This is a genomic window from Bacillus chungangensis (genome assembly GCF_030812995.1).
Lineage (GTDB): Bacteria > Bacillota > Bacilli > Bacillales > Bacillaceae_C > Bacillus_CF > Bacillus_CF chungangensis.
Window position 1 is genome coordinate 41,930 of the sequence record NZ_JAUSTT010000029.1, and the last position, 11,900, is coordinate 53,829.

Annotated in this window: 13 protein-coding genes and 1 rRNA gene; 1 reads left to right on the forward strand and 13 read right to left on the reverse strand. The window is 35.8% G+C overall.

The features are described from left to right. Window positions 1–256 precede the first annotated feature (256 nt). Complete coding sequence (gene metG, locus J2S08_RS18865) at window positions 257–2,218, reverse strand: methionine--tRNA ligase (RefSeq protein WP_307232310.1); 1,962 nt, start codon at window positions 2,216–2,218, stop codon at window positions 257–259. 830 nt (window positions 2,219–3,048) lie between these two features. Between metG and J2S08_RS18870 the strand changes: the two genes are divergently transcribed. Further along, entirely contained in the window at window positions 3,049–3,333 is a 285-nt protein-coding gene (locus tag J2S08_RS18870) for an AbrB/MazE/SpoVT family DNA-binding domain-containing protein (RefSeq protein ID WP_307232313.1), read from the forward strand. Between the two features lie 253 nt (window positions 3,334–3,586). Here J2S08_RS18870 and rsmI read toward each other — a convergent pair whose 3' ends face one another. From rsmI to rrf, 12 genes are all read right to left on the reverse strand, one after another. After that, window positions 3,587–4,465 (reverse strand): 16S rRNA (cytidine(1402)-2'-O)-methyltransferase, encoded by an 879-nt coding sequence (gene rsmI, locus J2S08_RS18875; RefSeq protein ID WP_307232315.1) that lies wholly within the window; start codon window positions 4,463–4,465, stop codon window positions 3,587–3,589. Then, complete coding sequence (locus J2S08_RS18880; protein ID WP_307232317.1) at window positions 4,443–4,730, reverse strand: GIY-YIG nuclease family protein; 288 nt, start codon at window positions 4,728–4,730, stop codon at window positions 4,443–4,445. The genes rsmI and J2S08_RS18880 overlap by 23 nt, the downstream gene beginning before the upstream one ends. After that, window positions 4,714–5,463, reverse strand: coding sequence for a tRNA1(Val) (adenine(37)-N6)-methyltransferase (locus tag J2S08_RS18885; RefSeq protein ID WP_307232319.1), 750 nt, complete (start codon window positions 5,461–5,463; stop codon window positions 4,714–4,716). The genes J2S08_RS18880 and J2S08_RS18885 overlap by 17 nt, the downstream gene beginning before the upstream one ends. 206 nt (window positions 5,464–5,669) lie before the next feature. Beyond that, window positions 5,670–6,044 (reverse strand): DNA replication initiation control protein YabA, encoded by a 375-nt coding sequence (gene yabA / locus J2S08_RS18890; protein ID WP_307232321.1) that lies wholly within the window; start codon window positions 6,042–6,044, stop codon window positions 5,670–5,672. A 13-nt stretch (window positions 6,045–6,057) separates the two neighbouring features. Next, entirely contained in the window at window positions 6,058–6,885 is an 828-nt protein-coding gene (locus J2S08_RS18895) for a PSP1 domain-containing protein (protein ID WP_307232323.1), read from the reverse strand. Then, the gene (gene holB / locus J2S08_RS18900) at window positions 6,878–7,885 is read right to left on the reverse strand and encodes a DNA polymerase III subunit delta' (protein ID WP_307232325.1); all 1,008 of its coding nucleotides are present in this window, start codon (window positions 7,883–7,885) and stop codon (window positions 6,878–6,880) included. Before holB ends, J2S08_RS18895 begins: the two co-directional genes overlap by 8 nt. Window positions 7,886–7,944: 59 nt before the next feature. Next, window positions 7,945–8,385, reverse strand: a complete 441-nt coding sequence (locus J2S08_RS18905) for a YaaR family protein (protein ID WP_307232327.1) — start codon at window positions 8,383–8,385, stop codon at window positions 7,945–7,947. A gap of 53 nt (window positions 8,386–8,438) precedes the next feature. Next, window positions 8,439–8,768 carry a cyclic-di-AMP receptor gene (locus J2S08_RS18910; RefSeq protein ID WP_307232328.1) on the reverse strand — a complete coding sequence of 110 codons (330 nt, stop codon included), beginning with the start codon at window positions 8,766–8,768 and terminating at the stop codon, window positions 8,439–8,441. 210 nt (window positions 8,769–8,978) lie between these two features. Further along, window positions 8,979–9,620, reverse strand: coding sequence for a dTMP kinase (gene tmk, locus J2S08_RS18915; protein WP_307232330.1), 642 nt, complete (start codon window positions 9,618–9,620; stop codon window positions 8,979–8,981). Between the two features lie 150 nt (window positions 9,621–9,770). After that, a complete protein-coding gene (locus tag J2S08_RS18920) occupies window positions 9,771–11,210 on the reverse strand; it encodes an aminotransferase class I/II-fold pyridoxal phosphate-dependent enzyme (protein WP_307232332.1) in 1,440 nt (479 codons plus the stop codon). Between the two features lie 172 nt (window positions 11,211–11,382). Next, entirely contained in the window at window positions 11,383–11,571 is a 189-nt protein-coding gene (locus tag J2S08_RS18925) for a sigma factor G inhibitor Gin (protein WP_307232334.1), read from the reverse strand. Window positions 11,572–11,807: 236 nt separating this feature from the next. Then, window positions 11,808–11,900: ribosomal RNA gene (rrf, locus tag J2S08_RS18930) — 5S ribosomal RNA — on the reverse strand; the annotation flags it as partial.

An 11,900-nucleotide genomic window follows, 5' to 3' on the forward strand; every position in this document is an offset into this window, starting at 1 on the left:
TCAGTTACATTACAAAATGATTACAAAACAAAAATGGAGATAGTTTCTTCTTTATCCATCGTTTTTATTTCTTGTTTTTTGACTTGAAAATTTGATATTTTATCTATTCATAAATCGAGTTTCTTCTATAATATATACTCCCACACAAAATGTCTTTTTTCATAAAAATAACATAGAGTCTTTACAACATTTTCTTCCTTGTGAAAGATCTCTATGTATTTTACTATTAGGTAAATTTTTGTTTCAAATATTAAATTTATTTTACAAGTGTTCCATTTGGCAAAAACTGGTCTACATTTGCTAAAGAGAGGACGCCATCTTTTTCTCCTGCTAAGATCATTCCTTGTGATAGTTCACCGCGTAGCTTGACGGGTTTTAAATTCACGACACATATTAATTTACGCCCAATTAGTTCCGATGGCTCATAATATTCGGCAATCCCAGATACAACTTGTCTTTTTTCATATCCTAAGTCAAGCTGTAATTTTAATAATTTGTTTGCTTTCTTTATTGGTTCAGCATGAATCACTTCTGCGACACGAAGCTCAATTTTCATGAAATCATCGATTGTAATTTCTTCTTTACTTTTTTCTTGTTCTTTTGATTGATTTTTTTCTTTATTTCCTTCAAGCGTTCCTTGCATTTGCTGCTTAATATAATCAACTTCTGCCTCTACATCTAACCGTGGAAAAATAGGCACTCCCTTTTTGACGACTGTCGTCTTTGGAATCTCGCCAAATGTATGAAGACTTTCCCATGTCTTCAAGTGTGCTTCGCAAATGCTTAATTGTTCAAAGATTTTCTCAGGAGTGTTTGTTAAGAATGGTTGTACCAACACAGCAACACGGCGCAATGATTCTGCAAGGTGAACCATGACACTGGCTAATTGTTCTTTTTTATTTTCATCTTTGGCTAGCACCCAAGGCTGTGCTTCGTCGATATATTTATTTGTCCTGCTGATCAGCTGCCAAAGTATTGTTAATGCAACGGAGAATTCCATTTTTTCCATCGCTTCTTCATATTTTTGGACAGCATCTGCATGTGCATCCTGCAATGATTGATCAAATTCCGTTAGTGGTCCTTGGTAGGAAGGAATTTCACCATCGAAATATTTGTTGATCATCGCCACTGTTCTATTTAACAAATTGCCTAAATCATTAGCAAGATCAAAATTAATACGTTCAATAAATCCTTCTGGTGTAAAGACGCCGTCAGAACCAAATGGCACTTCTCGGAGCAAGTAGTAACGAAGAGCATCCAAACCATAGCGATCAATTAATGTCACTGGATTCACGACATTGCCTTTTGATTTTGACATTTTCCCATCTTTCATTAACAGCCAGCCATGGGCGAATACCTTTTTAGGCAATGGCAGATCTAAAGCCATTAACATAATAGGCCAATAAATCGTATGGAAGCGAACAATTTCTTTCCCAACAAGGTGAACATCAGCAGGCCAATATTTTTTAAATTTCTCATCATCTGCTGTTTGATATCCTAATGCCGTCACGTAGTTAGACAAAGCATCGATCCAAACATAAATCACATGTTTAGGGTCTCCAGGAACTGGAATTCCCCAGTCAAATGTTGTTCGTGAAACTGCAAGATCTTCTAATCCAGGCTTAATAAAGTTATTGATCATTTCATTTCTCCGAGATTCAGGTTGAATAAATCCCGGATTATCTTGGTAATATGCAAGCAAACGATCTGCGTACTTGCTCATTTTAAAGAAATATGAAGCTTCTTTTACTTTTTCAACAGGCCGGCCGCAATCAGGACATTTTCCGTCTATTAATTGCAGTTCTGTAAAAAATGACTCACAAGGTGTACAATATAATCCTTCATATTCGTCTAAATAAATGTCGCCTTGATCAAGCAATTGCTTAAAAATTTTATCTACAATCCGTTTATGCCGCTCTTCCGTAGTTCGAATAAAATCATCATAAGAAATATCTAGTTTTTTCCATAGTTCTTGAATACCGCTGACAATATGATCTACATAGCTTTGGGGTGTAACTCCTTTTTCCGCAGCAACTCGTTGTATTTTTTGGCCATGTTCATCAGTGCCAGTTAAATACATTACATCATATCCACGCATTCTCTTATAACGGGCCATCGCATCACCTGCAACCGTTGTATAAGCGTGGCCAATATGTAAGTTGCCACTTGGATAATAAATGGGTGTTGTAATATAAAACGTTTTTGCTGATTCCTTCATATATATCTCCTCCCAAATGATTACATCAGCTTTAAGAAAATTGAAGCCACTGCAAACTAGCCAATTTATCTGTAGTAAGCCTCATGATAATAGAGATAAGCCACCATTATGATATAAGTGGCTTTTCTTAAATGGCTTTTAAAAATTGTGAAAAGTAATTGAAACCAAAACAAAAAGCTCCAAACATAGCTGGGAGATTCCCTCTACTAGCAATGTTTTTCGAACAAAGTGCGAACACGCCGTTTGTTTTCAAAACTTTTTGAAACAATCTCAAAAGCATACATTTCCATTATCTCATCTTAACCCTCTATATCCAAAAAATATACATAAAGTTTGTTTATTTCGCAACTTTTCCCGATCACTTGTTTTTCTCTTTATCTAGAAAAACCTAGATCAAACCAAATGGAAAATATTTCATCATGAAAAGCGCCTTTGATCTGATTTCAGCGTATTTTTCTAGAACACTCTTTGAGGTTATTTTTCTTTAATAAGCCTTTTCTCTTTTCTTCTAAAATTTCTCGAAATATAATTAACGATAACTACCATTTAATCCATTATTTAAATCTTTTTTTCTTGTAATTTATTCATGATTTTTTTAATTTAATTATTGACGTATTTGGAAATGACTGGTATGATAAGGTCAGCACAAAAAATGTCGAAAAAAGGCGATTCATGGAGTTTGAAACGCCAATTAGTGCCATTTTTAACTAAAAGAGGTTTATCTTCTTGGAAAAACGGAAAAAGACTACGAGCAGTCCTATTTTTCTAGTTATCTCAAGGTTGTATAATGCTTCTAAAAAAATGTGAGAAAAGGAGAGGGGATTAAAAAGATGAAATCTACAGGTATTGTACGTAAAGTTGATGAATTAGGTCGGGTGGTTATTCCGATTGAGCTTCGACGCACACTTGGAATTGAAGAAAAAGATGCACTCGAAATTTACGTGGATGATGACAAAATCATTCTTAAGAAATATAAACCTAGCATGACTTGTCATATCACTGGCGACGTTTCTGATGATAATAAGCAGCTTGCTGGTGGAAAATTAATTCTTAGCCGTGAAGGCGCAGACCAATTAATTCAAGAAATACAACGTGCATTTCAAGATAATAAATAAGCATGATTGATATGACAAAAAGCCCATATTTTTTATGAAGAGCGCATGAGCATAGAAGCGATGCTGAAATGACAATAATATGCACCTAGTGAGAGTTTCTCTGTTTGTCTTTCCTTGTATGGGTTAAACTGGCAATCATCTATGTTTATACAAAACTTGGTTGAACTCCTACATGATCAGTTGTAGGAGTCTTAGTGATTATTTAAGTTGAAAAACAAAAAAGCATCCTAGAGATGCTTTTTTGTTTACAAAATTAAAGATTATGATAAGCTTGATAGACAGTACGTTTCGTTAAGTTTCGTTCCTTAGCCACTTGTTTAATGGCCTCTTTTCCTATCATGTTGTTTTGTTCTATGTAATATTGTACATGCTCTTCTATTGTTAAATGGGACCACCATTCGTTTTTACTATCTTTTTCTTCTTCAGTAGCAGAAGTTCCTTCAATAATGAGGCAAAACTCTCCGCGAATTTCTTCTTCTTCTACCCACTGTAAAGCACTTTCTATATCTCCTCTTAAAAACTCTTCAAATTTTTTCGACAGCTCTCGACAAATAGTGATACGGCGATTGCCTAATATGTCATAAGCAAGCTGCAAAGTTTCTTTTAATCTGTATGGAGACTCGTATAGAATAAAAGTAGCTGTTTGTTTTTGTAAATAGGTTAAAGCTTTTCTTTTTTCTTTTTTATTCCGATTTAAAAAGCCATAAAAATAATATGGTTGAGTTGGCAGTCCTGAAGCAGTTAGTGCTGTTAATCCTGCGTTAGCTCCCGGCAGCGGAATAACAGAAATTTGAGCTTTTAATGTAGCCGCAACCAATTCATAGCCAGGATCTGATATAGTCGGCATTCCCGCATCACTTACAAGCGCTACTTTCTCCCCTTTTTGCAAACGTTCTAATAAGCGCTCTCCACTTTTATCCTTATTATGTTCATGATAGCTTGTTAAGGGCGTACAGATATCATAGTAATGACAAAGTTTTTTCGTATTGCGTGTATCTTCGGCAGCAATCACATCAGCTTCTTTTAATATCCGTACTGCTCGAAAAGTCATATCCTCCAAATTGCCAATCGGAGTTGGAACGAGATAAAGCTTTCCTTCATTGTCATTTTTAAAGCTTTTTTGGCTGTGCATCCACCTCACCAGCTTCCTGCAAATATATTTCTTTCTTTGCTCTACTGAGCTTTTTAAAAGCATATTCTGCCCGCATTGCCTCACTTTTTGTTGTATACGCTTCTGAATGGACCAATGTAACCGGCAGGCGGGGACGTGTATATTTCGCACCAATTCCTTCATTATGTTCTGACAGTCTTCGCTGCACATCAATTGTATAGCCGCCATAAAAAGAACCGTCAGCACATTCTAATACATAAAAAAAATGATTATGCTTCTTGCCCATATAACATCTCACGCATTTCTTCAGTATATTTGTTTTCGCTATCATATACGTACAATGGGGGCAACACTTTTAAACCTGTACGTCCATTTTTTATCCCTTCAACTAAAATGGTATTTGCTTCTTTGCTTTCATTTGGATATACAAATCTTAGTCTTTTTGGCTCTAGCTGATATTCTCTCATCAGCATTAACAGTTCTAAAAGCCGATCGGGACGATGAACGAACGATGCTTTCCCTCCCTGTCTTAGCAATTGACTGCTAACTTGAATCACATCTTTCAACGTACACATCATCTCATGTCTTGCAATTGCCAAATGTTCATTTATATTCGTATCTCCACTTGGCGGTGTCATAAAATAGGGGGGGTTGCAAGTTAGTGCATCAAACTTTCCATAGCCAAGCTGCTCTGGCATTTCCTTCAAATCGCCATGTATCATTTTTATTTGATCTGAAAGCCGGTTATATTTAACACTTCTTATCGCCATACTATACAATCTTTCCTGGATTTCAACTCCGACAATCGTTGCTTTCGTCCGCTTGCTTATTAATAACGGAACAACGCCATTCCCGCTGCACAGATCAATGATATTTCCTTTTTGAATCGGCAAATAAGCAAACCGCGCCAATAGTACCGCATCTAATGAAAAAGCAAAAACCGTTGGACTTTGAATAATTCTTAGATTTTCTGCGAGTAAATAATCCAATCGTTCGTCATCTTTTAATTCAAGAGTCATTCCTTTAAAACCTCCGTGAAAAAGCCTTCCTGGCAACAAGGAAGGCGATTAAAAAGGGCTCATTTTAAAAAAAGTCGTTCATCCTTCATATTAATGGTTGAACAGCTTTATGTGCATTCAAAAATTACGAGAAAATCAGCTTACTTTGTATAACTTCTTTTCCCTTATTTCGAACAAATCGTCTTCACTAAAAAATGAGTTTCCCTTTATTTTTTATTTAAAAACGACAAACAGAACAAGCAATCTTCCTTCTGTTTTCGCGGACTGCCAAAATGAAAATTGCAAATATGGAAGCCTTCTTGATAGAGACGAGCTAGATTATCATAGCCCTCCCCTATATCAAACATTTCTTCAGCTGAATCAGCTTCGCCGCTATTTCCTTCGTCACAAGAGGTTCTCTGATTATTGGAGTTCTCTATTTGCTCCAGTCGTTGACGCAAATGTTTATTTTCCAGCTTCAAAGAGTTGTTTTCTTCCAGAAATTCCGCTAAATATTCCTTTAACTCTCCCAACTGTTTATATAATTGACCAATTTGGGTTTCCATATTGATGACTGAATCAAAGAACTCTTTTTTATCCATAGAACTCACCTCTTTAGTCTATGGCTTGGATGGATATAATGCCCTCATTTAAAATTTCTTCCATAGTATATTCTAAAACACGTTCTTGCTCCTGCAATTCAACTTGAAGCACACGTTCTAAAATATTCAAGCCAACAACTTTTCCAGCTCCTTCAGGCGTTTTAATAAATGTTCCTAAATCAGGAAGCTCTTCTTTAGCTGCCTCATACTCATCATTTTCGTATTTTAAACAGCACATCAACCGCCCGCATAAACCTGAAATTTTTGTTGGGTTTAATGAGAGATTCTGATCCTTTGCCATCTTTATCGATACTGGTTCAAAATCACCGAGAAAGGTCGAGCAGCAAAGCATTCGGCCACACGGTCCTATTCCACCAAGCATTTTTGCTTCATCTCTTACTCCAATTTGTCTGAGCTCAATCCTCGTTCGGAAAATAGCAGCTAAATCTTTGACTAGCTCACGAAAATCAACACGACCATCAGCTGTAAAGTAGAATATCACTTTATTGCGATCAAATGTATATTCAACATCAACAAGCTTCATATCCAACTGATGTTCAACTATTTTTTCACAGCAGACCTCATAAGCTTTATTTGCTTCATTTTTATTTTCTTCAACAATCATTCGATCCTTCTGATCGGCAATGCGAATAACCTTCTTTAGTGGTAAAACAACATCATTCTCGCCGACTGTTTTCCGCTCAATGACAACTTTTCCGTACTCTACCCCACGAACAGTTTCCACAATGACATAATTATTTTTATCAATGGAAAGATGGCCTGGAGCAAAGTAATAGATCTTTCCTGCTTTTTTGAAGCGTACACCTACTACATCATACAAAAGTTGATCCCCCCTGCAAATTTAAAACCAATTGTTCCATCAACAGCTGAGGATTCATATTCGCGTTGAGTTTTCGCTTTGCTTCCAAAATTGCTTCCATTCGTTCTGATAGTTGCCGCGTCGTAATTTGTAAAGCATCTGCCTCTAATTGTTGAGATAGATCTGGATAGATCAGTTGGTCAGCCTTTCCTACCTTCATATAGAGTAAATCTTTATAAAGAAGCAGGAGTAAATCAAGTCCCCTATCTAGCTGGTTTCTTTCCTTAAAATGAATAAACCAATCCTCCTGCAATGATACCATTGCATATAAGGAGTCATAATGGAGAGCTTTATATAATTTTAACACTATTTTTCGTGCTTGTACAAACCAATCATCATTATTTAAAGCAACTGCCTCCTGAACGCTGTTTGTCATATTCGCTAATAACGATGCTTTCACGTGATGAATCCCTTCTTCTTGAAGCTTGGCACGAAGTAATTGAGGAGGCAGCGATCGAAATGAGATTGTTTGACACCGAGAAATAATCGTTTGGAGTATTTGCTGCACTTGTTCAGTTATTAAAATCGCAGTCGTTTCAGCATTAGGTTCTTCCAAAAATTTCAGTAATTTATTTGCAGCATTAGTCGTCATTTTATCTGCATGAACGATCATATAGAGCTTTTGTTTTGACTCGACCCCTTTTTTGCTAAATTCCTGCTGCAATGCTTCAATTTGAGCCGTCTTAATTGATAATCCATCTGGTTCCAGTACGTGGACATCTGGATGATTTCCATTGTTAATGCGTTTACAATTGACACACGCTTCACAAGGAATATCATTTTCCTGAAGAGACGTACAAAAAATACTTTTGGCCAACATTAAACTAACATGTACTTTTCCGGTACCACGCTCTCCCTCAAATAAATACGCATGAGCCATCCGTTTTTTTTGCAAACTGTTTTTTAAATATCTCATGACTAATGGCTGTACTTTTTCAAGTTCATCCCATTGTGCTGCCACGTTTTCACCGCTCTCTTCTTGATCTTTTGTATGTTCATTTAGATGTATCTGAGACAAGACTACATATAGAGATTAATCAATAAGCCTTTTATTTCTCCAATTTTACCAAGTATATCAATCGATTCCTTCTCTTTAACCATGATTTCCTCTGTTAGTTCAACCAATTTTTTGTCAATTGTTTCGACAATATTTAATTTCCGTCCTTCTCCAAACTGGTTCCAAGTATGGGATTGTTTTAAATCCATGCCAAAATCAACTGTTTCACGAACAAAACGCTTTACTAATGTTTTATATTTTGTTAATTCCTTAAATGTTTGCGACCGATTTAATCGTTCCCCCGCTTTTTCAATTTCAGCAAGCAGCTTATTCAATTGCTGCACATGAAGCTTCTCATCGTGTTTTTGGACAAGTTCAGAAAATTTGATATTCCCTGTATGTTTTTGTTTTTGATCTTGGATTCCTTTATCAAAACCAACTCTTACGTCTTGGTTAATTTTCACATTCATTGCCTCCAATTTTGTCATGATGATTTATCTGATATATTTATTCATTATTAAAATTGGTGAAATTGTTCAACAGGTAGAACGAATACGGTCGCACCCCCAACCTCTACTTCTACTGGATAAGGAACGTACGAATCAGCATTCCCTCCCATTGGTGAAACAGGGGCCATCAGCTGTTCACGAGATTTACAATTATCTTGAATAACCTGTAGACATTTATCTACTCTAATATCTTCTGTTCCAATGATGAAAGTTGTATTTCCTGATTTCAGAAATCCACCTGTACTAGCTAACTTTGTTGCTCTAAAGTTGTATTCTACTAAGGCGCTGGACAATCGATTGCTATCCTGATCTTGCACAACCGCTAAAATTAACTTCATCATGTTTCACCCTTTCGTAAAAATAAATTCGTTCCTTTCTTATTCTCTTTATTATATCAAGATTTTTCCTTTCTACCACATGAAGTCACTGAAAATAATGAAAAGCATGCCATTATTATCGTTTTTAATGTAAGGTTTTTCTTAAAAAACAACATAGGCTCTAAAAAGCTATCAGTATTAAAAATCTAACATCATCATATATATATTCGGCTAGCTGCAGCTGTTCTTTATAAACATTGCTATCTTTTGCTTTACTTTTTCATAAACAATATCTATTGGTTCACTAGCATCAATCCTAAAAATACGATTTGGAAACTTTTCTAGAAGCAACTGATAGCCTGTTCGCACTTTATGATGAAAGGCCAATGTTTCCATATCTAAACGGTTCTGCTCCCTGCCTCGATGTTTTTCTATCCGCTGCAATCCTAATTCCGGGGAAATATCGAAATATAATGTTAAATCAGGCATCATATCTTGAATGGCAAATTGATTCATCCGATAAATTTCATCAATTCCAAGTTCTCTTGCATAGCCTTGGTATGCTAAAGAACTGTCAATAAATCGATCACAAAGGACAATTGCTCCTCTATCTAATGCAGGAAGAATTTTTTCAACAAAATGCTGTCTTCTGGCAGCAGTATATAACAATGCTTCCGTCCAAGCGTCCATTTCGACATTTTTTTTATCTAAAATTATATCCCTAATTTGCTCTGAAATCGGAATCCCACCAGGTTCACGAGTTAAAACAATATCACGTTCTTCTTCATTTGCTAATGATTCAGCAAGCCTTTGAAGAATGGTTGTTTTTCCCGCTCCCTCTGGTCCTTCAACCGTAATAAATAATCCTGACATATAATAAACCTCCGCTAATCCTATAATCTATCTGTCTTGTCCATTGTTCAAGTTTACGTCGTAAAAGAGCTTTGTGCAAAGTATTCACATAACGTCAACCTTTGGAGATAGAACCCTATTATCAAAAAAACTTCCATATCCTATGAAAAACTAAATAAATATCGCAATGAATCCTTGTTGAAATCGAGCATCATCTTCTTGAAATTTTGCCCCCATCTTGATATAAAATTGGAGCTGCATCAATGTTTTACGAGAAATTTTTTCACCTGTTATCAATAATGGTACACCTGGAGGATAAGGAATCACCATTTTAGCAGCAATTTCATTTTCCGCTTTTTCTAATGGCACCCATCTTATTTGTCGATTTTCTATTTCTTGATAGGAAAGTTCCAGCCCCTTAAACAATCCATCTCCAAAATGATCATTGTACTTTTCCGAATCCTCTTTTCTATTAATATTAACATCACTTATGCTCTTGTTTATTTTTTCTGCCGCTTCTTTAGAAGGAAAGGTGCAGCCACTCTTTAACAATGGCCATACTAATAAAACTTGATAAGGATCAGCCAGTTCAGGATATATTCCATTTTTTATAAACCGCTCTTGCAACTCGTATCCAGAAATGCCTCTTAAACGAAGGGCGATTTTTAGTGGATCCATTTGTTCTTTTTCTTGAACGATTATACCATCGTTTTTATGTAGTTGTTTTACAAAAGAGTTTCTTTCATGTATCGTATAGCAGATATCGTCCTTCGTCATACTAGATAAATAGTAGCGGGCCATATCAAGAGAAGCCATAATTGGATAAGAAGGGCTGCTTGATTGCAATGCCCCTAAATAAAAGGTTACCTTCTCGATTGCGACTGCTGTAGTATTTATATGTAAAAAAGAACCCATCGTCATTGCTGGCAGCATTTTGTGTGCTGACTGAACAATGATATCAGCACCTAGTGAAATAGCTGATGGGGGAAATGGCTCTCCTAAAATAAAATGGGGTCCATGCGCCTCATCCACTAATACATAAGATCCATGTGCATGGGCAACCTCAATCATGGATTTTAAATCATATGTTAAACCGTAGTAATGAGGATAAGTAAAGATACAGGCTTTTGCATTTGGATACTGTTCAAAAGCTTTTTTAACCGCCTCTATCGACAACCCTCCGGCAACACCAAGAGTTTGATCAATTTCTGGGGAGAGAAAAATAGGTTGTACTTTTGCTAACATTAAAGCATGAAATATTGATTTATGTGCATTTCTTTGTACAAATACAGTATCTCCTTCTTTACATAGAGCAAGGATCATCGCTAAATTTCCAACTGTACTACCGTTTACAAGAAAATAACTCTTTACTGTTTGATAAAAATCAGACAAAAGCGCTTCTGCCTGAGCAATAATCCCCTCTGGTGCATGGAGATCATCTAACCCTGGCAGCTCTGTAACATCATACTTCAAAAAATGTCTAAAATCCCGTTTAACAGGCAGGGCATCAAGCAAAAAACCATTTTTGTGTCCTGGAACATGGAAAGATATTGGCTGCTGCTCACTAAAATGACTCATAAAATCATATAATGGCATTTGATTTTGATTCATCAAAAATAATCCTCTCTACTTCATCAATCTTATTGGATTGCGATCTTCCAATCTTTTCTGCTGATAAAAAAGCATTTCATTCTCTATTTAAAATTGTACTATATGTAGAGGGAATAGAAAGAGGAAAATGGTGATTAGTTATCTATTCCACTTCATTCATGTTTTATTTTTATTATGAAAATATTTCAGGTTTGGCTACACATTTTAAACGTTTAATAAAATATTGATATTTAGCATCATTTGTATCTGTTTGAAGTATTTCCTTCTCACAATCTATGCAAATAAAGGACGTGTAAAGATGAATACCTTTCTTTTTACGTTGTTCACAAATAATACAAGTCTCTAATGTAGACTCATGCATTTTTCCCACCCCCATATGATTTATCATTATCTTTCCCTAATCTGATATTTCATATACAAGATTCTTAGCATTTTAATGTGATAGACAACAATTGTTTTCTTTTATTATATGTGCGATTATCCATCTTTGTGTCTTTTTGAAAATATGAAAAAGACCTTACAATGAACTGTCACTTTATTAAAATAAATAAAAAATAAGCCCACCGAGAAATTTTTCTCTAATGGACTTATTTGGTTGCCTGGCAATGTCCTACTCTTGCGGAGGGAAATCCTCCACTACCATCGGCGCAGAGAAGCTTAACTGCCGTGTTCGGGATGGGAACGGGTGTG